The organism is Streptomyces sp. NPDC021080, from assembly GCF_044333225.1.
Taxonomy (GTDB): Bacteria; Actinomycetota; Actinomycetes; order Streptomycetales; family Streptomycetaceae; genus Streptomyces.
The window spans coordinates 47,721-71,997 of the sequence record NZ_JBIRQM010000005.1 but is presented as its reverse complement, the minus strand read 5'-3'; the positions used below and the strand labels follow the sequence as shown (position 1 = coordinate 71,997).

The following is a 24,277-nucleotide window of genomic DNA, read 5'->3' as shown; positions in this document are numbered from 1 at the left end:
GCGGGCCCGGACGCCCGGAGGGTCCGGTCCGCGGTCAGTCGGCGGCGGTGGCGGGCACGGGAACCTCCACGGTTCCGCCGGGCCCGTCCTCGGTCTTCCTGCGCACCGCGTCCGGGACGTCGTCGTCCGCGGCGGGGCGCTGATTCACCTGCCTGAGTTCCGCGATGGCGGCTTCGAAGTCGTCGAGCGAGTCGAAGGCCCGGTACACGGACGCGAACCTCATGTAGGCCACGAGGTCGAGTTCCTGCAAGGGTCCGAGTATGGCCAGCCCCACATCGTGGGTGGTCAGCTCGGCGCTTCCGGTGGCTCGCACGGCCTCCTCGACCCGCTGGCCGAGCTGGGCGAGCGCGTCCTCGGTGACGGGCCGCCCCTGGCACGCCTTGCGCACTCCGTTGATGACCTTGGTGCGGCTGAAGGGCTCGGTCACACCGGAGCGCTTCACCACCATCAGCGAGCACGTCTCCACGGTCGTGAAACGACGGGAGCAGTCGGGGCACTGGCGGCGCCTGCGGATCGACGTGCCGTCGTCGGTCGTACGACTGTCGACGACGCGGCTGTCCGGGTGCCTGCAGAAGGGGCAGTGCATGGCTCCAACCCTCCTTCACAGCACGACTCAGGAACCTCGCGGGGCCTCACGGGCCCCTCGAAGCAGCCTCAAGCATAGGCGATGCCCGAGGGTCGGGAGACCCGGGGGACCACAAGTTCTGGGATGCCTCCGCAATCCAACCACTAGATGTGGGGGATCGGGTCGCGAATTCGCCCACGACGCGCGTGTCATACACGTAAGGGCACGTGCCGCACAGGCATACCCATCCCGGACACACGGGGATAGCGTGGCCGACGCACGGAAGAGGACCGGTCCCCGGCCGGCCGGCCGTCGGATGGCAGACTGGACGACGACCCAGGTCAGCCGGTACGACTGCCGCCCACGGCGGTGAAGGGTACAGCGGAAGACCCTCTCGTCCGCCGGGCACGTCGCCGGTCATACACCCGGACACATGTTTACGTCAGGCAATTCACGGTTTTTCACTCGAACGTGTGTTTGGCGCAACCTTTCGAAAGCAACTACCGTTGTGCAGCAGGGAGACCATCGAGAGGGGCCGACGTGACCACCACCGCAGACAGCGCCACCATCACCGCCCAGGACCGCTCCCAGGGCCGACTCGAGCCGGTGCATGTGATGAACGAACCCGCGAATCATGAGGGGCCAAAGCGCTCCCTGCCCGGCCGACCTCCAGGCATCCGGGCCGACAGCTCGGGACTCACGGACCGGCAGCGCCGGGTGATCGAGGTGATCCGGGACTCCGTGCAGCGGCGCGGCTACCCGCCGTCGATGCGGGAGATCGGACAGGCCGTCGGCCTCTCCAGCACCTCCTCCGTCGCACATCAGCTGATGGCACTGGAGCGCAAGGGCTTCCTGCGGCGGGACCCGCACCGCCCGCGCGCGTACGAGGTACGGGGCTCGGACCAGTCCTCGGTGCAGCCGACGGACACGGCGGGCAAGCCGGCCGCGTCCTACGTACCGCTCGTCGGCCGGATCGCCGCCGGCGGCCCGATCCTGGCCGAGGAGTCGGTGGAGGACGTGTTCCCGCTCCCCCGCCAGCTGGTCGGCGACGGGGAGCTGTTCGTCCTGAAGGTCGTCGGCGACTCGATGATCGAGGCCGCCATCTGCGACGGGGACTGGGTGACGGTCCGCCGCCAGCCGGTCGCCGAGAACGGTGACATCGTCGCCGCGATGCTGGACGGCGAAGCCACGGTGAAGCGCTTCAAGCGCGAGGACGGACATGTGTGGCTGCTGCCGCACAACTCCGCGTACCAGCCGATCCCCGGCGACGAGGCGACCATCCTCGGAAAGGTCGTCGCCGTACTGCGCCGGGTGTGACACCGCGACGGGCGGTCCGCCGCCCCCGCCCCTGACCGGGCCCCGGAACCACTGCGCCGGTTCCGGGGTCCTGTTCGTTCGCCCGCCGGGCCGTCCGGTCCCCCGGCGGCCGTGCGGACTCCCGCAGGCGCGCTACGCGGTCTCGTCGGTCTCGGTCTCGTCGACCTCGATCTCCCGGCCCGCCGCGTCGTCGGACTTCGCCGCGGCCTCCTCGGCCGTCCGGGCCTTCTCGTCGATCGCCGCGAGGGATCTGCGGACCTGGCCCGGGTCCGTGGTGTACCAGAAGTCCGGGAGCGAGGCCTTCAGATAGCTGCCGTAACGGGCCGTGGCCAGACGCTGGTCCAGCACGGCCACCACACCCCGGTCCCCCGAGGCACGGACGAGACGGCCGGCGCCCTGGGCCATGAGGAGCGCGGCGTGGGTGGCGGCGACGGACATGAAGCCGTTGCCCCCCTTCTCCTCGACCGCCTTCTGGCGTGCGCTCATCAGCGGGTCGTCGGGGCGGGGGAAGGGGATCTTGTCCATGACGACCAGCTGACAGCTGGGGCCCGGCACGTCCACGCCCTGCCAGAGCGAGAGGGTGCCGAACAGACAGGTCTTCGGGTCGGCCGCGAAGTTCTTGATCAGCTCGCCGAGCGTCTCCTCGCCCTGGAGCAGGATCGGGTACTCGGGGATGCGGGTCCGCAGTTCCTCGGCCGCGAGCTGGGCCGCGCGCATCGAGGAGAACAGACCGAGCGTACGGCCGCCGGCGGCCTGGATCAGCTCGGTGAGCTCGTCCAGCATGTCCCCCCGGTCGGCGTCCCGCGCGGGGCGCGACAGGTGCCGGGCGACATAGAGGATGCCCTGCCGGGGGTAGTCGAAGGGCGAGCCGACGTCGACGCCCTTCCACTGGGGGAGGTCCTCCCCCAGCGTGCCCTCCGGGGCGAGCCCCATCGACGCGCCCACTCCGTTGAAGTCGCCGCCGAGCTTGAGGGTCGCGGACGTGAGGACGACCGACCGGTCGGCGAAGAGCTTCTCCCTGAGGAGCCCGGACACGTTCATCGGGGCGACGCGCAGCGAGGCTCCGAAGCGGTCATGACGTTCGTACCAGACGACGTCCCACTCCGAGCCGTTCGCGATGCGTTCCGCCACGGCGTGCACGGACTCGACGGACGCCAGGGCCTGCTTGCGTACGGCGTCCTCGTCCTGGACGGACTTGTCGCGGGTGGAACCGAGGGCGGTGATCACCGTGCGGGCGGCGTCGCGCAGTGCCATCAGCGCGTACCCGAGGTCCTCGGGGATCTCCTCCAGGCGGCCCGGCAGGGCCAGCTCCATCAGGCGCTCGAAGCCCTCGGCGGCGGTCTGGAGCTGGTCGGCGGCCTTTTCGTTGACGAGCTTGGCGGCGCGGCGCACGGCACGGTTGACCTGTCCCGGCGTGAGCTCGCCGGTGGCGACACCGGTGACCCTGGAGACCAGCTCGTGGGCCTCGTCCACGATCAGCACCTCGTGCTGCGGCAGGACCGGCGCGCCCTCGATGGCGTCGATCGCGAGCAGCGCGTGATTGGTGACGACGACCTCGGCGAGCTTGGCCCGCTCGCGGGCCATCTCGGCGAAGCACTCCGCTCCGTAGGCGCATTTGGTGGCGCCGAGGCACTCCCGGGAGGACACCGACACCTGGCCCCAGGCCCGGTCGGAGACGCCGGGGGTGAGGTCGTCGCGGTCCCCCGTCTCGGTCTCGTCCGACCAGTCGCGCAGCCGCAGCAGGTCCTGTCCCAGCTTGCTGCTGGGCGCGGCCGCCTCGAACGGGTCGAAGAGGCCCTCCTCCTCGTCCTGCGGCACGCCCTCGTGCAGGCGGTGCAGGCACAGATAGTTCGACCGGCCCTTCAGCATCGCGAACTCGGGGCGGCGGCGAAGCAGCGGGTGCAGCGCGTCGACGGTGCGCGGCAGGTCCCGCTCCACGAGCTGGCGCTGGAGCGCGAGGGTGGCTGTCGCCACGACGACCCGCTCGCCGTGCGCGAGCGCGGGCACCAGGTAGCCGAGCGACTTTCCGGTGCCGGTGCCCGCCTGGATCAGCAGGTGGGAGCTGTCGTCGATGGCGGCGGCGACGGATTCGGCCATCGTCACCTGGCCGGGGCGCTCCGTACCGCCGACGGCGGTGACGGCGGCATGGAGGAGTTCGGGGAGTGAGGGCTTTGTCATAGCGCTGCCAGCCTACGGGGCGCCACTGACAACCGGGCGATCAAGCCCGGAACCGACGGCGTGATCAAGGCGGGCGCGGGAAGGGGGATCACCGCCGGTGAAGGGCCGCGCGGGGCGAGCGTCTCCCGGACGGGCGTCTCCTGGGCGGATGTCTCCCGGACGGGCCTCTCCCGGGTGGACGGGACGGCGGACGGATGGGGCACGCAGACTCCTCGGCGGGGAACCGGACCGGGCGATCGGCCGCTGGACCAAGAGCGGCGGCTCTACAGCAGATCGCGCAGGGCCCGGTCCCGGATCATGAGGGCCGCCCGTTTGCCGGGCAGATCGACCTCGGCGGAGAACCGGAAGCCTCCGCTCAGAAACGCGGACACGGACGGGGTGTTGCGGAGATCGGGTTCCGCGACGACCCGGGCACACGCGGGGCGTTTGTCCAGCACCTGGTCGGCGACGGCTCTGAGCAGGGTGGAGCCGAGGCCCCGCCCGCGGTCGGCGACACCGCCGATGAGGAGATGGACGCCGGTGTCGTGGGGGCGGGCGGGGTAGTGGCGCGCCAGCGGGTCGAGATCCGCGCGGTAGATCTCCCAGTAGCTCATCGGGGTGCCGTCCAGCACTCCGAGGCAGGGGACGCTGCGTCCGTCGCCGTCGAGCTGCCGGAGCAGATGCTCCTCGACCACGGTCTCGGGCCCGGCCAGCTCCCAGAACTCCGCGACGGCGGGGTCGTTCATCCAGCGGTGGACGAGTGCCAGGTCGCGTCCGGCCCGTACCGGGACGAGGTGGAAGACGCCCGCGGGTGTCGTGGCCGGTCCCCAGCCGCCGACCCGGTCGAGCAGATCGTCCCCGTCCGGGGCCCCTTCCGGAGGGTCGGCCGGAATCCCGTAGGCGGCTCCTTCCGGGAAGCCGGCCGGAATCCCGTACGCGGCCCCTTCCTCGGTCCCGTCCCGAGATCCGGTGTCCCCGGCGAACAGCGCGATCAGCTCCTCGGACAGGCGCAGGTCGAGCGTGTCCTCGCAGTCCGTGCTCGCGCCGGGGTCGGATCCGGTGCTCGCGCGCACGGCGGGCCCGGGTCCTCGGTCGGCTCGGGTGGCGCGGGCGGTGCCGGCGTCGGTGCTCTCATCGGTGGGAGGCACGACGACATCCTCTCGGGAGACGGAGTGGGTCATGTCCCTCAGGAATGAAGGGGGTTGGAGATGGTGACGTAGACGGACTGGGTGTCGACGGGACCGACGAGTTCGTCGAGGCCGTGCAGCCGGGTGAGCAGGTTGGCCTTGCAGCGCAGGACGGGTGAGTCGAGCAGCAGGGCAGGCAGGGGCGTCCGCAGCCGCGCCGGGCCGGTGGCCACGCCGCCGAGGAAGCGCCGGAACGCGGCGAGCAGCACGGCTTCGTCGGCGAGGCGTTGGGAGCCGAACGCCCCGATGAGGCCGAACACGTTGTTGATGCCGAGGTAGTAGGCGAACCGTTCGTCGGTGACCTCGTCGGAGACGAAGGTGTCGCTGTGCGCGCCGATCCCTGGCAGCCGGTCGTCGAGTTCGGCGCGCCGGGACTCGCGGAAGTAGTAGCCCTGGTTGTCCCGGTAGCGGCCGCCCGCGGGCCAGCCGTCCGCGTCCAGCAGGAGGAGGGTGTTCTGCTGGTGCGCCTCCAGAGCGATGCCCGCCTCGCTGTCCAGCCAGAGCACAGGGCGTACGACCTGTTCGAGATAGCGCAGGAACCACTCGGTGGCGACGGCCCCGCGCGGGCGGCCGGTCCGGCCTGCGAGGCGGGTGACGATCTCGGTGAGCCGGGAACTCGTGAAGGGGACGCGCTCGGCCGGGTCGTGCGTGCCCGGTCGGGTGTACGGCCGGGGTGAGACCAGCCCCGCGACGCAGCCGGCGTCGTCCGCCGGCCCGAACGGGTTGTGCCGGATCATCACGTCGAGCCCGGGGACCGGGTTGCCGTCCGGGCCGTCGACGGCGAGCCAGGACGGGTCGCGGACGATGTCGAACCCGGGGTGGACGGACTGCCACTGCTCGAACAGGCCGCCGCGCAACAGGCGGTGGACCTCCGCTCCGCGGTGCAGTTCCTTGCGGAGGTTCTCCCGGCGGGAGTTGGTGATGCGCAGGCCCAGCGACAGTTTCAGCATCGCGGGCGCGCCGGAGCGGTAGACGGTGCGGACGGAGGAGGTGGGGTGCCAGGGGCTGCCCTGTGGGCCGAGGTCCTGGAGCAGTCCGGCGTCCAGCAGGGCCGCGGTCTCGGGGCGGTGCCGGACCTCGCGCATCTGCCAGGGGTGCAGCGGCAGTACGGCGGCGTAGCCGTACGGGAGGGACAGGCCGGGACCGGCGAGCCGCAGGGCCAGCTGCTCCGCCGGCACGGGGCGGCCGCGTTCCGTCCACGCCGAGTCGGACGCCAGCACCGAGGGGGCGACCGCCATCCAGTGCAGGGGGAAGGAGCCGCGCAACTCGGGTGAGTAGAGCCGGCCTTCCGCGTCGGAGAGACCGTCGCGCCCCTTCGGCGCCGGATGCAGGGGGTGACCGAGGAGGAGCGCCTGTTCCGCGGCGAGGAAACGGTCGGGGGTGTCGGCGGGGTGCTCCCTGCGGTCCCGGATGAAGACGGCGGTACGCCGGACCGAGTCGGCGACACGGCCGACGAGGTCGGCGCCCTCACCGGCCGGGCTGTCCGTGTGCCCGGGGTCGGCTTCGCCCGGTGCGACCGCGGCCGGTTCGTCGCCGGGCGCCGGGTGGCTCGTGTCCGTGGCCGGTGTTCCGGGGGCCGTCTGTCGGGCGAGCAGGGCCGCCACCGTCACCGCGTCGACGGCCGGTGCGTGTTCGGGAGCACCGGCGAGGCGGGGAAGCCCGAAGCGGTGCCAGCCGGAGCGGGACCAGTGGTGGACGGGAACGAGCAGGGTCGCTCCGCTGGCCGGGAGCGCGATGCGCAGGATGCGGTCGTGGGGGGCGGCCAGATCGTTCTCCCGTACCCAGCAGCGCAGCAGGTTCTCGACCGCCGCCGTCTGCGCCGCCGTCCGGATGTCGGGGTGATCCAGCAGGTCCGGCAGGTCCGGCAGGTCGGCGCCGGCTCGGCCCGGCCGCTCGATCGCCCCGGCCGCCTCCTTCTGCCGGGGAAGGGAGTCGGGTCCGGGCAGGTGCGGCACCGGTGCGCCGAGGGCGGCTCCCTCGTACGGGACTCGCTCGTACGGGGCTCCCTCGTACGGAACTCGCTCGTACGGGGAGGGCGGGCTGTCGGGTGCGGGGGTGGCGTTCACGAGAAGTTCCTTGCGGATCGTTCGGGCTCGTACGGCGACGAACCGGGGCGGAGCCGGGGTGCGTCGGGCTCTTTCGCGTTCCTGGCCTGTTGCCGGGCCGGGCCGTCACAGAGGTGCGTCGGCACCTCTGGTCCCGTTCCTCCCGGGTCGCAGCTCCTCCCGTGCCGTCGAGTGCACCGCGCTCACGGCGTCCGCGAGCCGGTCGAGCACGGCGGAGGCCTGTTCGTCACTGATCGTCAGGGGAGGAAGGAGCCGCACGACGCTCGACCGGCGGCCCCCGAGTTCCACGATCAGGCCTCGGCGCAGACACTCCCGCTGGACGGCCGCGGCGAGTTCGGGGGCGGCGGGGCGGGGGCCGTCGGACGTGGGGCCGTCGAGGGCGGGCTGCGGCGGTCCTTCGGGGTCGACGAGTTCGAGGCCGATCATCAGGCCGCGGCCGCGGACGTCGCCGACGCAGGGGAACTCCGTCGCGAGCGAGCGCAGCCGGTCCAGGATGCGGGCGCCGACGGTCGCCGCGCGTTCGGCGAGGCCGTTCTCGCGGACGTACGCCAGGGTGGCCGTGCCGGCGGCCATGGCCAGTTGGTTGCCGCGGAACGTGCCGGCGTGGGCGCCCGGTTCCCAGACGTCGAGGTCGTCGCGGTAGACGACGACGGCCAGCGGCAGGCTGCCGCCGATGGCCTTGGACAGCACCATCACGTCCGGGGTGATCCCGCTGTGCTCCACCGCCCAGAAGGCGCCGGTCCGGCCCACCCCCGTCTGGACCTCGTCCACGATCAGCGGGATGGAGCGGGCCTCGGTGATCTCGCGCATCCGCCGGGTCCAGGCGTCCGGGGCGGGGATGACCCCGCCCTCGCCCTGGACGGGTTCGAGGATCATCCCGGCGGGGAGCGGAACGCCCGACTTGGGGTCGTCGAGGAGGGATTCCGTCCAGCGCGCGGCGAGTTCGGCGCCGCGGTCGCCGCCGACGCCGAACGGGCAGCGGTAGTCCTGCGGATAGGGCAGGCGTGCGACGCGTACGTCGGTCGCGCCGCCGGATGCTTCGAGCGCCCCCGCGGTCATGCCGTGGTAGGCGCCGGTGAACGCGAGCATGCCGGTGCGGCCGGTGGCCGCGCGCACCAGTTTGAACGCGGCCTCCACGGCGTCCGTCCCGGCGGGTCCGCAGAACTGGACCCGGGCGCGCTCGGCGAACCGCGGCGGAAGTGTGCGGAACAGCTCGGTGGTGAAGGCGTCCTTGACCGGTGTCGCGAGGTCCAGGACGTGCAGGGGTGCCCCGGAGTCGAGGACCTTTCTGAGCGCCTCAAGGACGACGGGGTGATTGTGCCCGAGGGCCAGGGTCCCGGCTCCGGAGAGGCAGTCGAGATAGCGGCGCCCGTCGGCGCCCTCGATCGTCAGTCCGCGGGCCCGCACGGGAACGATCGGAAGGGCGCGCGCGTAGGTGCGTGCCGCCGATTCGCGCGCCGACTGGCGCCGCAGAATGCCCTCGTGCGCCGCGCGCGCCCGTTCGGCCGCTCCGGCGCCGGTGTTCCGCGCCCCCTCGGATTCCCCTGGCGCCCCCACCGGCACCACCGCTGACTCGGTCACGGCCACGACTTCAGGTCCTCCCGCTGTTCAGAGGCGAGTTGGCAGGGGGTCCGGACGCAGGCGGCAGGCCCCCCGTACGTACCAACGACGCCGGTCGCGTTGGGAAGCGGGTGAAATCGAGGTTCCTTGCCGGTTCTTTGCCGGGGACGTCCGACGGCCTCCCGGTGACCGTCCGTCAGGCCCCGGCGGGCGCTGCGGGCGCGCTCCCCCCGTAGCGGAACCGTTGCCGTTCCGTCGGGTGTCCCGCATGGCGACCGCATAGTCTGTGATGCCGTTCGGCCGTGCCGGACGAGCCGCTCAGGCGCCCGCAGACGCGCCGCACAGTTCCCATCCACGCAGGGGGAGTCACACCATGCGATCCATACGCCCGCCCTTCGCCGACCGTCGAGGCAGGAGCGCGCGCCGCAGAACGTCCCCCGTCCTGGCCGCCGTCGGCCTCGCCGCCGCCCTGACCCTGACGGCCACCGCCTGCGACTCGGGCAGCACCACGGCGAGCGGGGAGCCGACCGCGACCGTCTCCCAGGGCGGCGACGGAAAGATCCAGATCCCGGACGACATCAAGAACAAGCTCAAAGAGCACGGCATCGATGTCGACCAGTGGAAGAAGGGCGCCTGGAAGAACTGGGACAAGGACGAATGGCTGCGCCAGGCCGACGACTTCATCAACCCGATCATCAAGGGGCTGTGGGACCCGGCCCGGATGCGCGGGGCCGACGACCCGGACAAGAACAAGGGCGTCGACGACAACGACCTCTCCGGTGACCAGGGCGTCACCGACCCCGAACCGGCCCCGGTGACGGCGCAGGCCGTGAAGACGTCGTACCACGCCCGCGTGCCCGTCGCGGGCAAGGTGTTCTTCGACGCCCCCGAGGGCACGATGGTCTGCTCGGCGACGGTGGTCGAGGACCCGGCGCACCCGGGCAAGTCCAACCTGGTGTGGACCGCGGGCCACTGCGTGCACGCCGGCAAGAAGGGCGGCTGGTACCGCAACATCGCCTTCGTGCCGTCCTACAACGACCAGGGCAGGACGGAGGCCCAGCTGCAGAACGCCCCGCGCCAGGAGGTCGCTCCGTACGGTGTCTGGTGGAGCGACTGGGCGCAGACCTCGGACCAGTGGATCGAGCAGGGCGGGTCGACGGGCGGCCAGGGAGCCTCGTACGACTACGCGGTGCTGCACGTGACGCCGGAGAAGGGCAGCGGCGGCAAGTCCCTGGAGGAGACGGTGGGTTCGGCGCTGCCGGTGAACTTCAACGCCCCGGCCGTGCCCAAGGTGTCGAGCATCACGGCCACCGGGTACCCGGCCGCGGCTCCGTTCGACGGCCAGAAGATGTACCAGTGCACGGACAAGCCGGGACGGCTGTCCGTCGCGCAGGCCGACCCGACCATGTACCGCATCGGCTGCACCATGACCGGCGGTTCCTCGGGCGGCGGCTGGGTGGCCACGGGTCCGGACGGCAAGCCGGCTCTGGTGTCCAACACCTCGATCGGCCCGGTCAAGTTCGGCTGGCTGGCGGGTCCGCGGCTGGGCGACGTGGCCAAGGGTGTGTACGACTCGGTGAGCGCGAAGTTCGCCGGGCGGTGACGCGCACGACGTGACAGGTCCGGACGGACGGCGGTGGAACGGGGCACGGGAACGGTCACCGTCCCGCCGCCGTCCGTCCCCGGCCGGCGCGCGAGGGGGTCCGGTGTCCGGGACATACCCCGGAGGGCCTCCCTCGCCCGGCCCGTACAGAACAGAGATCGACCCGGGGGGGTACAACAGAATGCGAATCCCAGGACCACGTCGTACGGTCCTCGCCGCCGGCCTCATGGCCGCTCTGGCGCTGACCGCGACCGCCTGCGACTCCGGTGACGACCGGGCGGGCGGCGGGCCGACCGCCTCCGCGTCGCAGGGATCCGGGAACGGCGACGACCGGATCAGGATTCCGGACGACATCAAGGACCGGCTCAAGGAGCACGGCATCGACGTCGACCAGTGGAAGAAAGGCGCCTGGAAGAACTGGGACAAGGACCAGTGGCTCAGTGAGGCCGAGGACTTCGTCAACCCGGTGATCACCGGGCTGTGGAAGCCCGAGCGGATGAAGTCCGCCAAGGATCCGGCCAAGACGGTCTCCGTGCAGGACGCGGCGGCGGACCAGGGCGTGAGCGACCCGGAGCCCGCTCCTGTCGACGCCCGGGCCGAGCAGACCCCGTACCACGAGCACGCCGCTCCGGTCGGGAAGGTCTTCTTCGACTCCCCCGAGGGCTCGATGGTCTGCTCGGGCACGGTCGTCAAGGACGTGAACCACCCCGGCAGGTCCAACCTGGTGTGGACCGCGGGCCACTGCGTGCACGCCGGCAGGAAGGGCGGCTGGTACCGCAACATCGCCTTCGTGCCGTCCTACAACGACCAGGGCAGGACCGAGGCCCAGCTCGCCGGCGCCGACGCCTCGGAGGTCGCGCCGTACGGCCAGTGGTGGGCGGACTGGGCCTCGACCTCCGACGAGTGGATCTCCGGCGGCGACGAGACGGGCGGCGCGGGCGCCCCGTACGACTACGCCGTGCTGCACGTGAAGCCGGAGCAGGGCACCAAGTCGCTGGAGGAGACCGTCGGCAACGCACTGGACGTGGACTTCTCCGCGCCGTCCGCCCAGGACGCCGGGACGGTGGGCGCCTGGGGCTACCCGGCCGCGCCGCCCTACGACGGACAGAGCATGTTCAAGTGCGTCGACGAGCCGGGCCGTCTGTCGCTGAGCCCGGCCATGCCCACGATGTACCGCATCGGCTGCACCATGACCGGCGGTTCGTCGGGCGGCGGCTGGTTCCGGGTCGTCGACGGCAGGACCGAGCTCGTCTCGAACACCTCGATCGGCCCGGCCGCCCACACCTGGCTGGCGGGACCGCAGCTGGGCAGGGGCGCCCAGGCGCTCTACGAGCGGATGAGCCGGCAGTACGGCGGCCGGTAGGCGGCCCCGTCCGCCGGTACGGACCTCGTGCCCGCGTGCACGCGCGAAGGCCCGCCCCCTCGGGAGGGGACGGGCCTTCGTGCGTCCGGGGCGATCGCCCGCCGGGCGTACCGATCCGGTTGGTCACCGGAACTTCGGGGCCGGGGTCTCCGGTTGCCGGCCGAAGCGCCGACGCCGGGGTCTCCGGTTGCCTACCGGAGCGCCGGGGCCGGGACGTACGGGGCGAGGTCCGCCGCCAGTTCCTCGTGGACCCGCACCTTGAGCAGGGTGCCCTCCCCGGTGTGCTCCTCGGAGATCACCTCGCCCTCGGTGTGGGCGCGGGCGACCAGCTTGCCGTGCGTGTACGGAACGAGCGCCTCGACCTCGACCGAGGGACGGGGCAGTTCGTTGTCGATCAGCGCGAGCAGTTCGTCCATGCCCTGGCCGGTGCGCGCCGAGACCGCGATGGAGCGCTTCTCGATCCGCAGCAGCCTCTGGAGCACGAGCGGGTCCGCCGCGTCCGCCTTGTTGATCACCACGATCTCGGGGACCTTGGTCGCGCCGACGTCGGTGATGACCTCGCGCACCGCGGCCAGCTGCTCCTCCGGTGCCGGATGCGAACCGTCCACGACGTGCAGGATCAGGTCGGCGTCGCCGACCTCCTCCATGGTGGAGCGGAACGCCTCGACCAGGTGGTGCGGCAGATGGCGGACGAATCCGACCGTGTCCGCCAGCGTGTACAGCCGCCCGCTCGGGGTCTCGGCCCGGCGCACGGTCGGGTCGAGGGTCGCGAACAGCGCGTTCTCGACGAGGACGCCCGCGCCCGTGAGGCGGTTGAGCAGGGAGGACTTGCCGGCGTTGGTGTAGCCGGCGATGGCGACCGAGGGCACCTTGTTGCGGCGGCGCTCCTGGCGCTTGATCTCGCGGCCGGTCTTCATCTCCGCGATCTCCCGGCGCATCTTCGCCATCTTCTCGCGGATACGGCGCCGGTCCGTCTCGATCTTGGTCTCACCGGGACCACGGGTGGCGAGGCCGCCGCCCTTGCCGCCGCCCATCTGACGGGACAGCGACTGACCCCAGCCTCGCAGCCTGGGCAGCATGTACTGCATCTGCGCGAGCGCGACCTGCGCCTTGCCCTCCCGGGACTTGGCGTGCTGGGCGAAGATGTCGAGGATCAGGGCCGTACGGTCGATGACCTTGACCTTGACGACGTCCTCGAGGTGGATCAGCTGGCCGGGGCTCAGTTCACCGTCACAGATCACGGTGTCGGCGCCGGTCTCGACCACGATGTCCCGGAGCTCGATGGCCTTGCCGGAACCGATGTACGTGGCCGCGTCGGGCTTGTCACGGCGCTGGACGACGCCGTCGAGCACGAGCGCTCCCGCGGTCTCCGCGAGCGCGGCCAGCTCGGCCAGCGAGTTGTCCGCGTCCTGGATGGTGCCCGAGGTCCAGACACCGACGAGGACGACGCGCTCCAGGCGGAGCTGTCGGTACTCGACCTCGGTGACGTCCTCGAGCTCGGTGGAGAGGCCCGCCACGCGGCGCAGGGCCGCGCGCTCGGAGCGTTCGAACTGCTCGCCGTCCCGGTCTCCGTCGATCTCGTGGCTCCAGGCGACGTCCTCTTCCATCAGGGCATCGGCCCGAAGACCTTCGGGGTAGTTCTGCGCGGAAGTCTGCGCGTCCTGGGAAGGGGAAGAAGAGGAGGTCATTGGATCCTTACGTAGATGGGGTGAGCTGCCGGTCGACGCATGCCGTCCGTCACAGGGAACAACGTCCGGGACCTCCGGGAGATTCCCGGTTCCGGCCCGGCCCACCCTCCGAAGGGGGCCGCGCCACCGGCTCGAAGATGGTCGCACGGCACGGCCGGGCGCGTCACGCGACTTATCGTGACCCGCCGGACACCCGCGGGCAGCCCTGCCCGCGGGGTGCCGCCGCAGGCCCGGTCCCGGCGCGCCGGGGCCACTCCCGTCGCTCCGGGTGACCGCCCGTGCCGCGTCCTCACCTGCTCTTGTGCGCCTTCGGGGCGTCGCTCTTCCAGTCCGGGTGGCCCGGCATCGGCGGTGTCTTCTCGCCGTACAGCCAGGCGTGGAAGAACCCGCGCAGATCGCGTGCGGCGACGGCGGAGGCGAGGTCCACGAAGTCGGCCGTCGAGGCGACGTCGTCGCGGTTGACGCTCACCCACGTCCGCTCCAGGCGCTCGAAGTCCCGGCGCCCGATCTCCTGGCGCAGCGCGTACAGGGCCAGGGCCGCGCCGTCGTAGACGTTCGGGCGGAAGATGCTGATCTTCTGGCCGGGCTTGGGGCCCTTGGGCCTGGCGGGCGGTCCGCCGGCGGCGCGCCAGGAGTCGGACAGCCGGTAGGCGGCCTTCATCCGCTTCTCCATGGGCTTGTGCGCCTTCTCCTCGGCGTACAGGGCCTCGTACCAGGTGGCGTGCCCTTCGTTGAGCCACACGTCCGACCAGGTGCGGGGGGTGACGCTGTCGCCGAACCACTGGTGCGACAGCTCGTGCACCATGATCGAGTCGACGTACCACTTCGGGTAGGCGGACTGGGTGAACAGCTCCTTCTCGAACAGCGAGAGCGTCTGCGTCTCCAGCTCGAAGCCGGTCTGCGCCTGGGCCATCAGCAGCCCGTAGGTCTCGAAGGGGTACCGTCCGACCTTGCTCTCCATCCAGGCGATCTGGCCGGGTGTCTTGCGCAGCCACGGTTCGAGCGCGGCCCGGTCGGCGCTGGGGATCACGTCCCGTACGGGCAGTCCGTGCGGCCCCTGCCGGTGCAGGACGGCGGAGCGGCCGATGGACACCTGGGTCAGCTCGGTGGCCATGGGGTGCTCGGTCCGGTACGTCCAGGTGGTGTTCCCACGGGCCCGGCGGGTGCCTTCGGGCAGACCGTTGGCGACGACCGTGTACCGGTCGGGGGCCGTCACGCGGATGGTGAACAGGGCCTTGTCGGAGGGATGGTCGTTGCACGGGTAGACCAGGTGCGCGGCGTCGGCCTGGCCGGCCATCGCGAGCCCGTCCTTGGTCCGTACCCAGCCGCCGTCCTGGCCCTTCGCGCTCACCGGGTCGCTGGTGTGACGCACGGTGATGCGCAGCGGGCTCCCCGCGAACAGCGGTTCGGCCGGTGTCACCACCAGGTCCTCGCCGGCCTCGGTGAAGCGGGCGGGGGCTCCGTCGACCTCGACCGACCGGACGCTTCCGTGCGCGAAGTCGAGGTTGATCCGGTCGAGCGCCTCGGTGGTCACGGCGTCGATCGTGGTGACGGCCGTGAGCGGCTTGTCGTTGCTGCCGGGGTAGGTGAAGTGGAGGTCGTACGACTCGACGTCGTATCCGGGGTTGCCGAGAGTGGGGAAGAGACGGTCGCCGACTCCCAGGGGCACGGCCGGGTCCGGGGCGCTCGCGGCGATCAGGCAGACGGAGACGGCCGAGGCGAGCAGGGCCGCCGTGACGCGGCGGCTCCTCGGGCGTGCGGGCATGGGGGTGGCGTTGAGCGGCATGGACCACGGCTACCAGCGCGCACCTCCTCCGCGCTGCCGACTCGCACCCGGCCCACCCGAACGGGTAGGCGCCGGAACTCGTTGGGGCCAGCGCGCGACGGCCGGGTCCGGGCCGCCCGCGCGCGGTCCACCGGATCACCGGCGCCCGGTCCGCCGGCCGGCGTCGTCCGGTTCGTCGGCCGATCACCGTTGCCCGTCCTACTGGGCCGCGGTCGCCGGATGCTGGGGGCGGCTCACGTCGTACACGCCGGGCACGTTGCGCATCGCGCGCATCAGGCCCGGGAGGCAGGCCGCGTCCGGGAGTTGGAGCGTGTACGTGTGGCGCACGCGCTGCTGGCTCGGGGGTTCGACGGTCGCGGAGACGATGGCGACCCCCTCCGCCGCGATGGCTTCGGTGAGGTCGGCGAGCAGATGCGGGCGTCCGAACGACTCGGCGACCAGGGTGACGCGGCACTCGGTGGTGTCCCCCCAGCGCACTCTCACCTCCGGGCGCCCCGCGGTCTTCATGCGCGCCGCCCCGGCGCACTCGACGCGGTGCACGGTGACCACTCCCCCGCGGACGGCGAAGCCGGTCACCTCGTCGGGTGGTACGGGCGTGCAGCAGCCGGCCATGCGCACGGTCGCGCCGGGTGTTTCGGTGACGGCGCTCGCGGGGCGGGCGAGCTGCGACCCGGCGGAGCGGGCCGCCTGTGTCCCGGTGGGGCGGGCGCCCTGTGTCCCGGCGGGGCGGGCCGGGTCCGCGACGGACTGCCGGAGGCCGGTGGCGGAGGACGTCGGCACCTCCCCGTCGCCGGGTGCGGGATGCGCGGCGATCCAGCGCTGGATGGCGATCCGCGCGGCGGGCGTGTGCGCGTGCTCCAGCCACTCCCGGGACGGCTCCGAGGCGGGGTCCTGGCCCATGAGCAGCTGCACGGTGTCGCCGTCCCTCAGGACCGTACTCAGCGTCGCCAGGCGGCCGTTGACGCGGGCGCCGATGCAGGCGTGCGCGTCCTCGCCGTACTGCGCGTACGCCGCGTCGACGCAACTGGCGCCCTCCGGAAGGCCCAGCGAGCCTCCGTCGGCACGGAAGACGGTGATCTCCCGGTCCTGGGCGAGGTCTTCGCGCAGCGTCGACCAGAAGGTGTCCGGGTCCGGGGCGCCCTGCTGCCAGTCGAGCAGCCGGGAGAGCCAGCCGGGCCGGGTGGGGTCGGCGCGCTCGCCGTCGAAGGGGCGCTCGCCTCCGCCGTCGGGCTGTTCCTCCGCGGGCGGGGCGTAGGGATTGCCGAGCGCGATGACTCCGGCCTCGGCGACCTTGTGCATCTGGTGGGTGCGGATGAGGACTTCGGCGACCTGGCCGTCGCCGCGGGTGACCGCCGTGTGCAGCGACTGGTACAGGTTGAACTTGGGGACGGCGATGAAGTCCTTGAACTCCGAGACCACCGGGGTGAGACAGGTGTGCAGTTCACCGAGGACGCCGTAACAGTCGGCGTCCTCGTTCACGAGCACCAGGAGGCGTCCGAAGTCGGCGCCGCGCATCGGGCCGCGTTTGCGGGACACCCGGTGCACGGAGACGAAGTGTCTCGGCCTTATGAGGACTTCGGCCTGGATCCCCGCGTCGCGCAGGACCGTGCGCACCTCCTCGGCGATCTCCGCGAGGGGGTCGTCGTCGCGGTTCGCGTTCGCGGAGATGAGCTCCCGGGTGTGCTCGTACTCCTCGGGGTGCAGGATCGCGAAGACGAGATCCTCCAGTTCGGTCTTGAGCGCCTGCACGCCGAGACGCTCGGCGAGGGGGATCAGCACGTCCCGGGTCACCTTGGCGATGCGCGCCTGCTTCTCGGGGCGCATGACGCCGAGGGTCCGCATGTTGTGGAGCCGGTCCGCGAGTTTGATCGACATGACCCGGACGTCGTTGCCCGTGGCGACCAGCATCTTGCGGAAGGTCTCCGGCTCGGCGGCGGCGCCGTAGTCGACCTTCTCCAGCTTGGTGACGCCGTCGACCAGGTAGCAGACCTCGTCGCCGAACTCTTCCCTGACCTGATCGAGCGTCACTTCCGTGTCCTCGACGGTGTCGTGGAGCAGGGAGGCGGTCAACGTCGTCGTCTCGGCACCGAGTTCGGCGAGGATCAGGGTCACGGCGAGCGGGTGGGTGATGTACGGCTCGCCGCTCTTGCGCATCTGGCCGCGGTGCGAGGACTCCGCGAGCACGTACGCCCGGCGCAGGGGCTCCAGTTTGGCGTCGGGGTGGTAAGCGCGGTGGGCCTCGGCCACATGGCCGATCGCGTCCGGCAATCGGTCGCGGGTCGCGGGCCCGAGCAGGGCGGCCCGCCCCAGCCGGCGCAGGTCGATCCGGGGCCGCGTCTTCTTGCGGTGCGCCGGGGGCACGTCCGGTGCCGGCGACGCCGGGCGCCGGCTGGCGGGCGTGGCGGGGCCTGGCGTCGCGGGATTCGTCGCCTCCGCACTCATGGGCACCTCCGGCTGCGTCGGACCGGCGGACGGGTGCCCCAGGGCGGACTCGGCTCAGGGGATGGTGTCGGTCCCCCGTCCGGGCCGGTGCTTGATGCTACCGACCCCACCACGCCCGGCTGACCGCCTCTCGCCGAGCGTGAAACGGATCACCCATTCGAGCGAAGGTTTTGGGGTTTACGGTTTCGATTTTCTGGAAGGGACGGCAAGGACGTACGACGTCCGTCCTGTGCGCCGGGACAACGTCGGGGCGGCGGCGGGACAGCGACGGAACGACCGCGAAGCGGCGGAACGCGGCGCACCGGCATGACGCGTCACGCCGGTGCCGGCCGGGCACGCCGCTCGACGGCCATGCGGCTCAGCGCAGCGCGCCACCCAGCCACTCGGCGTCGATCTCGCCCTCGGCGACGATCACGGCGGGGCCCGTCATCTCGATCTCGCCGTCCGGGTGCTCGGTGATGACCAGGCGTCCGCCGGGCACGTCCACGGTGTACGTCGCCGGGGTGCCGGTCACGGCGGGGTCGGCGGCGTCACGGCGGGCGGTGGCGACCGCCACGGCGCACGCGCCCGTGCCGCAGGAGCGGGTCTCGCCGGAGCCGCGCTCGTGGACCCGCAGGGCGACATGGCGCGGCCCCCGGTCGACCACGAACTCGACGTTGACCCCGTCCGGGTACACCGACGCCGGGGCGAAGGGCGGCGGTGTGAACAGATCGCCGGCGTGCGCGAGGTCGTCGACGAAGGCGACCGCGTGCGGGTTGCCCATGTTCACGTTGCGCGCGGGCCAGCTGCGCTCGCCGACGCTCACCGTGACCTCTCCCTCGGGGAGGCGGGCCTTGCCCATGCCGACGGTGACGTCCCCGTCCTTGGCGATGTGCACGGGCTTCACGCCGCCGCGCGTGGCGACCGCGATGTCGCCTTCGGCCACATGCCCGGCGCGGTGGAGGTAGTGGGCGAACACCCGCACTCCGTTGCCGCACATCTCGGCGACCGATCCGTCGCCGTTGCGGTAGTCCATGAACCACTCCGCCTCGGCCGCCATCTCCTCGGCCTCGGGGTGCGTGGCGGACCGCACGACGTGCAGCAGCCCGTCGCCGCCGATGCCCGCGCGGCGGTCGCACAGGGCGGCGACGGCGGCGGGAGGCAGGTCGATGACGTTCTCCGGGTCCGGGATGATCACGAAGTCGTTCTCGGTCCCGTGGCCCTTGAGGAAGGCGATCCGCGTGCTCATTCCTCGATCGTAAGGGGTCGGCTCGACAGGCCTGCCCGCGCGGTGCGGGTACCGGGACGGCCTCCGGGGTCAGCGCAGCCTGGCCACGCGTCCCACGGCGAGCACGGCCACCGCGGCGACGATCACGACGTACGCGAGCACCACCCGCCAGTCGGCGCGTCGGCCCGAGCCGCGCGGCGGGAGGCCGGGCAGCGCGTAACCGACCCGGCGGGCGGCCATCATGCCCCAGCCGGCGGCGCACAGGCAGATCAGCAGCCCGAGCATGGCGACCACGGCACCGCCGTCACCGAACTCGAACGCCAGCGGGAAGGCGAACATCAGGGAGCCGGTCGCGGCCAGTGCCACGATCGGCGCGAGCTGCCAGATGCGCAGCAGACGCTGCGGGCGCAGCTCGACCTCGACCTCGGGCTCCGGGGACATCTCGCCGGGTCCGGGACCGTCGGCGATCACCCCGCCAGGGGTGTCCTCGGGGCCGTCGGAGCTCAGTCGCTCCCCACCCAACTCCGGCTCGACGCCGGGGTCGGCGTCCGGATCGATGCTCAGACGAACTCCGTCCCGATCAGCACCGTACTCAGTGCCTCGTGCAGTGTCGCGAGGGCCGGCCTCCATCGCCACGCGCCCTCCCAACTCGGATTTCACTGGTCGATCGAAGCTCGATGATGGCACGGCGCCGGAGGCCCGGATGACGGCCGGAGCGTCCCGATGCCATGACGTGATCAGGCTGTGACCGGTCGTTCGACCAACGCCAGTGCGAGTTCCGGAAGTTCCGTGAGATCCGCCGCAGCCCCACTGAGCCAATGCACCCGGGGGTCGCGCCGGAACCATGAATCCTGACGGCGCGCGAAGCGCTTGGTGGCGCGAACGGTCTCGGCACGGGCCTCGTCCTCGGTGCACTCCCCGGCGAGCGCCGCGAGGACCTGCTGGTATCCGAGTGCGCGGGAGGCGGTGCGCCCGGCGCGCAGGCCCTGCGCCTCCAGCGCCCGCACTTCGTCCACGAGCCCGGCCTCCCACATCCGGTCCACCCGGCGCGCGATGCGCTCGTCCAGCTCGGGGCGCGCCACGTCGACTCCGATCTGGAGGGTGTCGTAGACGGAGTCGTGTCCGGGCAGGTTGGCGGTGAAGGGCTTGCCGGTGATCTCGATGACCTCGAGGGCCCGGACGATACGGCGGCCGTTGCTCGGCAGGATCGCCTGGGCGGCCCCGGGGTCGGCCATGGCGAGCCGCGCGTGCAGGGCTCCGGAGCCGCGGAGGGTGAGTTCCTCCTCCAGACGGGCGCGCACGGCCGGGTCGGTACCGGGGAACTCCATCTTGTCGACGGCCCCGCGGACGTAGAGTCCGGATCCGCCCACCAGGATCGGCCAGCGCCCCTCGGCGAGCAGCGCGTCGATCCGGGCGCGGGCGAGCCGCTGGTACTCGGCGACGCTGGCGGTGACCGTCACGTCCCAGACGTCCAGGAGGTGGTGCGGGACGTCGCCGCGCTCGGCGGGCGTCAGCTTGGCGGTGCCGATGTCCATCCCGCGGTAGAGCTGCATCGAGTCGGCGTTGACGACCTCGCCGCCGAGACGCCTGGCGAGGAAAACGCCCAGATCGGACTTTCCGGCCGCGGTCGGTCCGACGACGGCGATGACCCGGGGTGCGGGGGGTGCGCTGCTCACGGACCCAGTCTCGCAAACCCCGGGACCTCTCCCGCAACGAGCCGCGTGACGCGACGCTTCCGGGTTCGTTCCCCCCGTGCGAAGTTCCGGCCACCGGTTCCGGGAACCGGTGGCCCGGGTGACGCGACGGGTCGCGCCGGGCAACGCGGAACTTCGCCCCCACGAGTAACGTATGGAGCTGGTATGGGCGTTTTTGAATGGCTTCTCCGGAGGCCGAGGGCCACCGAGGAGGCACCGGTCGCCACACAGCCGGTCGCCGCCGAGGCGCAGGGGACGGCCGAGGCGCAGGGGACGGTGGAAGCCGGGAGTTCGTCCGCGAACGGGGGCGGGACGACGGCGGGCACCGCCACCGCCGCCACGTCCTCCGCGGAGGACGTCGACATCCCCAGGCAGCAGACCGCCGACCAGGCCCCCGACAACGAGGCCGGCAAGGGCCCCCGCACATGACGGTCCCGCGAGGGAAGGCGAACCATGGGTCTGATGGACAATCTGAAAGCCAAGCTGGAGCCCGCGAAGGACAAGGTCTCCGGGCTCGCGCAGCAGCACGGGCACAAAGTCGCCCACGGTCTCGACAAGGCCGCGAAGGCGGTCGACGAGAAGACCAAGCACAAGTACAGCGACAAGATCCACACGGGCACGGGCAAGGCGAAGGACGCCGTGGACCGTCTCGCGCACAAGGACGGCGGCGAGGACACCGGCCCGCCGGACACCCGGACCCCGCCCCGGGCGTCCTGAACGACCCGCGCACCGGTCCCGACCGCCCTGCGCACCGGCCCTGAAGGTCCCACGCATCGGCGGACGGCCGCGAAGAGCTCAGGCTTCTTCCGGCCGTCCGCCGCGTCGGGGCCGGACGGGGCAGGCTGGCGGGGATGCGGTGTCGCTCGTACAGGCTGACGGGCGGGTCCTGCCGGAGAGCGGCCGGGACAGAGACCGGTACGTCCTGGTCGGTGACATGGGGGCCGAGGCGTACGGGGGTGCCTCGCTGTGGGGCGGAGGTCCGGGGCAGGACGTCGGGGCGGGCGGCGCAGGACGGGATCGGCCGTCGTCCGTGCCGCTCCTACGACCAGGCCGCCACCAGGTACCCCACTCCGTAGGGCGCGTCGTCGTAGAGCAGGGCGCCGCCGAGCCCCGCGCCCTCGGCCGCGCCCGCGAGGACCTGCCAGGGGGCGCGGCCCGCGGCCTTCAGTTCGTACGCCAGCGGGGCGTCCAGCGCCTTGAGGGCCGCGACGTCGGCCGCCCCGAGCGCCCGCGCGACCTCCGTGTCGAAACCCTCCGCGCGTTCGTCGAGATAGCCCGGGGCCTTGAGGGTCCTGCACGCACTGGCGTCCCCCATCACCAGCAGGGCCACCCGCCGGGCGCGCCCGGCGATCTGCTCCCCGGCCCGGACGCACCGCTCGGCCTCCAGGGGTTCCCCGACCCCGAGCCCCTCCACCGGGGCGTCGGACCAGCCGGTGCGCTCCAGCAGCCAGGCCGCGACGGCGAGGGAGGACGGCAGCTCACGTGCCGGGGACGCGGGGTCCGCGCCGTCCGGGCCGGGACTCACGCCGTCCGCGTCCGGGCGGCCGAGGCACACGTCGAGGTCGACCCCGAAGCCGTCGAAGGAGCCGCGGGTGCCCTCCGGATGGGGTCCACGACCGCTCTTCCCGGCCGGGCCGACGACCACCAGCAGATCGGGACGGGACGCGGCGAGCACGCCGAGCGCGTCCGTGCACGCGGCGCGCGCGGCGTCCAGCTCGGGGGCCGCGCCGGCGGCGACCTCGGGGACGAGCAGCGGAGGGCAGGGGCAGACTGCGGCGGCTACAAGCATGAGCCGCAGCGTAACGCCGTATCCGGCCGATCCGCCCCCGGCCCCGCCCCGGCTCCGTATACCCGTATCCGGCCGATCCGGCCTGGCCCCGCCCCGGTTCCGGATGCCCGTCCCGGATGCCCGTCCCGGGTGCCGCACGCCCGTCGTGCCGTGCTTCGCCGGTGCGTCCGTCGCGGACCGTTCCGGTCGCGGCCCCGCGGGCGTGCCCGCGCGCACGCCCTCCGGCGCGTCGGCCCCGGTCGCTTACGCGTCGGTCCCGGTCGGCCGGGTCAGTCGCAGCCGCAGCCGCTGCCCGCGGCGACCGGCAGCGGCTCCGGGGCGCCGATCTTCGGCAGGCCCAGCATGACGCCGGCCGGCTTGGCGGCCTCGGCGGCGTTGCGCTTCTCCCAGGCGTCCCCCGCGCGCGTGCGGCGCACGTCCAGGACGGCGCCCTCGGCGAGCAGGTGGTGCGGGGCGGCGTAGGTGATCTCGACGGTGACCACGTCACCGGGGCGGACCTCTTCGTCGGGCTTGGTGAAGTGGACCAGCCGGTTGTCGGGGGCGCGGCCGGACAGACGGTGGGTGGCGCCGTCCTTGCGGCCCTCGCCCTCGGCGACCATCAGCTCCAGGACACGGCCGACCTGCTTCTTGTTCTCGTCCCAGGAGATCTCCTCCTGGAGGGCCACGAGACGCTCGTAGCGCGCCTGGACGACCTCCTTGGGGATCTGCCCCTCCATGGTGGCCGCCGGGGTGCCGGGGCGCTTGGAGTACTGGAACGTGAAGGCGGCCGAGAAACGGGCCTCGCGGACCGCGTGCAGGGTCTGCTCGAAGTCCTCCTCCGTCTCGCCGGGGAAGCCCACGATGATGTCGGTGGTGATCGCCGCGTGCGGGATGGCGGCCCGGACCTTCTCGATGATCCCGAGGAAGCGCTCCTGGCGGTACGAGCGGCGCATCGCCTTCAGGACGGTGTCCGATCCGGACTGCATCGGCATGTGCAGCTGCGGCATCACGTTCGGCGTCTCGGCCATGGCGGCGATCACGTCGTCGGTGAAGTCGCGCGGGTGCGGCGAGGTGAAGCGCACGCGCTCCAGGCCCTCGATCTTCCCGCAGGCGCGCAGCAGCTTGCTGAAGGCCTCGCGGTCGCCGATGTCGCTGCCGTACGCGTTGACGTTCTGGCCGAGGAGGGTGATCTCGGAGACGCCCTCGCCGACCAGTGCCTCGATCTCGGCCAGGATGTCGCCGGTCCTGCGGTCCTTCTCCTTGCCGCGCAGTGCCGGGACGATGCAGAAGGTGCAGGTGTTGTTGCAGCCGACGGAGATCGACACCCAGGCCGCGTACGCGCTCTCGCGGCGGGTCGGCAGCGTGGAGGGGAAGGCCTCCAGGGACTCGGCGATCTCGATCTGCGCCTCCTCCTGGATACGGGCGCGCTCCAGGAGGACCGGCAGTTTGCCGATGTTGTGGGTGCCGAAGACGACGTCCACCCAGGGCGCCCGCTTCACGATGGTGTCGCGGTCCTTCTGGGCGAGGCAGCCGCCGACGGCGATCTGCATGCCGGGGCGCTTCGTCTTCATCGGGGCGAGACGGCCGAGGTTGCCGTAGAGCTTGTTGTCGGCGTTCTCGCGCACGGCGCAGGTGTTGAAGACGACGACGTCCGCGTCCCCGTCCGCGCCCTCGGGCGCCCGCACGTAACCGGCGTCCTCCAGGAGCCCGGAGAGCCGTTCGGAGTCGTGGACGTTCATCTGGCACCCGTAGGTGCGCACTTCGTACGTCTTGGTTTCCTGAACGTCCACTGCCTGACTCCGGTCGCCGCTGCTCATGTGACAAGGGTAGGCGGTGCCGGGAGCACGTCCGGACGCCGGAGTCTTCGCACCCCG

18 protein-coding genes are annotated in these 24,277 nt (G+C 72.3%); 5 read left to right on the top strand and 13 right to left on the bottom strand.

Annotated features, from left to right (window positions below; genetic code table 11):
* Positions 1 to 34: 34 nt before the first annotated feature.
* Positions 35 to 586: a transcriptional regulator NrdR gene (gene nrdR / locus ACH4S8_RS13645; protein WP_398393298.1), complete on the bottom strand. Its 552-nt coding sequence runs from the start codon at positions 584 to 586 to the stop codon at positions 35 to 37.
* A gap of 519 nt (positions 587 to 1,105) precedes the next feature.
* Between nrdR and lexA the strand changes: the two genes are divergently transcribed.
* On the top strand, positions 1,106 to 1,882 hold the full coding sequence (lexA, locus tag ACH4S8_RS13640; RefSeq protein WP_261708535.1) for a transcriptional repressor LexA: 777 nt from the start codon (positions 1,106 to 1,108) through the stop codon (positions 1,880 to 1,882).
* 132 nt (positions 1,883 to 2,014) lie between these two features.
* Here the strand turns inward: lexA and ACH4S8_RS13635 are convergent, their stop codons facing one another.
* From ACH4S8_RS13635 to ACH4S8_RS13620, 4 genes are all read right to left on the bottom strand, one after another.
* Entirely contained in the window at positions 2,015 to 4,060 is a 2,046-nt protein-coding gene (locus ACH4S8_RS13635) for an ATP-dependent DNA helicase (protein ID WP_398393295.1), read from the bottom strand.
* A gap of 263 nt (positions 4,061 to 4,323) precedes the next feature.
* Positions 4,324 to 5,187, bottom strand: coding sequence for a GNAT family N-acetyltransferase (locus ACH4S8_RS13630; RefSeq protein WP_398393293.1), 864 nt, complete (start codon positions 5,185 to 5,187; stop codon positions 4,324 to 4,326).
* A 38-nt stretch (positions 5,188 to 5,225) separates the two neighbouring features.
* On the bottom strand, positions 5,226 to 7,292 hold the full coding sequence (locus tag ACH4S8_RS13625) for an IucA/IucC family protein (RefSeq protein WP_398393291.1): 2,067 nt from the start codon (positions 7,290 to 7,292) through the stop codon (positions 5,226 to 5,228).
* Between the two features lie 105 nt (positions 7,293 to 7,397).
* On the bottom strand, positions 7,398 to 8,879 hold the full coding sequence (locus ACH4S8_RS13620; protein WP_398393289.1) for a diaminobutyrate--2-oxoglutarate transaminase family protein: 1,482 nt from the start codon (positions 8,877 to 8,879) through the stop codon (positions 7,398 to 7,400).
* 346 nt (positions 8,880 to 9,225) lie between these two features.
* Between ACH4S8_RS13620 and ACH4S8_RS13615 the strand changes: the two genes are divergently transcribed.
* Both ACH4S8_RS13615 and ACH4S8_RS13610 read left to right on the top strand, forming a co-directional pair.
* Positions 9,226 to 10,455: a trypsin-like serine peptidase gene (locus ACH4S8_RS13615; protein WP_398393287.1), complete on the top strand. Its 1,230-nt coding sequence runs from the start codon at positions 9,226 to 9,228 to the stop codon at positions 10,453 to 10,455.
* Between the two features lie 181 nt (positions 10,456 to 10,636).
* Complete coding sequence (locus ACH4S8_RS13610) at positions 10,637 to 11,818, top strand: trypsin-like serine peptidase (protein ID WP_398393285.1); 1,182 nt, start codon at positions 10,637 to 10,639, stop codon at positions 11,816 to 11,818.
* 191 nt (positions 11,819 to 12,009) lie between these two features.
* Here ACH4S8_RS13610 and hflX read toward each other — a convergent pair whose 3' ends face one another.
* The 6 genes from hflX to miaA all read right to left on the bottom strand — a co-directional run bounded on the left by hflX (position 12,010) and on the right by miaA (position 20,617).
* Positions 12,010 to 13,506 carry a GTPase HflX gene (hflX, locus tag ACH4S8_RS13605; RefSeq protein WP_398393283.1) on the bottom strand — a complete coding sequence of 499 codons (1,497 nt, stop codon included), beginning with the start codon at positions 13,504 to 13,506 and terminating at the stop codon, positions 12,010 to 12,012.
* A gap of 289 nt (positions 13,507 to 13,795) precedes the next feature.
* Positions 13,796 to 15,292 carry a M1 family metallopeptidase gene (locus tag ACH4S8_RS13600; RefSeq protein WP_398393281.1) on the bottom strand — a complete coding sequence of 499 codons (1,497 nt, stop codon included), beginning with the start codon at positions 15,290 to 15,292 and terminating at the stop codon, positions 13,796 to 13,798.
* Positions 15,293 to 15,490: 198 nt separating this feature from the next.
* Positions 15,491 to 17,734, bottom strand: coding sequence for a RelA/SpoT family protein (locus ACH4S8_RS13595; protein WP_398393279.1), 2,244 nt, complete (start codon positions 17,732 to 17,734; stop codon positions 15,491 to 15,493).
* Between the two features lie 358 nt (positions 17,735 to 18,092).
* Positions 18,093 to 18,962: a diaminopimelate epimerase gene (gene dapF / locus ACH4S8_RS13590; RefSeq protein WP_398393277.1), complete on the bottom strand. Its 870-nt coding sequence runs from the start codon at positions 18,960 to 18,962 to the stop codon at positions 18,093 to 18,095.
* A 69-nt stretch (positions 18,963 to 19,031) separates the two neighbouring features.
* On the bottom strand, positions 19,032 to 19,571 hold the full coding sequence (locus ACH4S8_RS13585; RefSeq protein WP_398394097.1) for a hypothetical protein: 540 nt from the start codon (positions 19,569 to 19,571) through the stop codon (positions 19,032 to 19,034).
* Between the two features lie 107 nt (positions 19,572 to 19,678).
* Positions 19,679 to 20,617: a tRNA (adenosine(37)-N6)-dimethylallyltransferase MiaA gene (gene miaA, locus ACH4S8_RS13580; RefSeq protein ID WP_398393275.1), complete on the bottom strand. Its 939-nt coding sequence runs from the start codon at positions 20,615 to 20,617 to the stop codon at positions 19,679 to 19,681.
* A 183-nt stretch (positions 20,618 to 20,800) separates the two neighbouring features.
* Between miaA and ACH4S8_RS13575 the strand changes: the two genes are divergently transcribed.
* Both ACH4S8_RS13575 and ACH4S8_RS13570 read left to right on the top strand, forming a co-directional pair.
* A complete protein-coding gene (locus ACH4S8_RS13575; RefSeq protein ID WP_398393273.1) occupies positions 20,801 to 21,064 on the top strand; it encodes a hypothetical protein in 264 nt (87 codons plus the stop codon).
* Between the two features lie 24 nt (positions 21,065 to 21,088).
* Positions 21,089 to 21,352, top strand: a complete 264-nt coding sequence (locus tag ACH4S8_RS13570) for an antitoxin (RefSeq protein WP_398393271.1) — start codon at positions 21,089 to 21,091, stop codon at positions 21,350 to 21,352.
* A 322-nt stretch (positions 21,353 to 21,674) separates the two neighbouring features.
* Here ACH4S8_RS13570 and ACH4S8_RS13565 read toward each other — a convergent pair whose 3' ends face one another.
* Entirely contained in the window at positions 21,675 to 22,424 is a 750-nt protein-coding gene (locus tag ACH4S8_RS13565) for a class III extradiol dioxygenase subunit B-like domain-containing protein (protein ID WP_398393269.1), read from the bottom strand.
* Between the two features lie 269 nt (positions 22,425 to 22,693).
* Positions 22,694 to 24,220 carry a tRNA (N6-isopentenyl adenosine(37)-C2)-methylthiotransferase MiaB gene (gene miaB, locus ACH4S8_RS13560; protein ID WP_398393267.1) on the bottom strand — a complete coding sequence of 509 codons (1,527 nt, stop codon included), beginning with the start codon at positions 24,218 to 24,220 and terminating at the stop codon, positions 22,694 to 22,696.
* Positions 24,221 to 24,277: the final 57 nt, after the last annotated feature.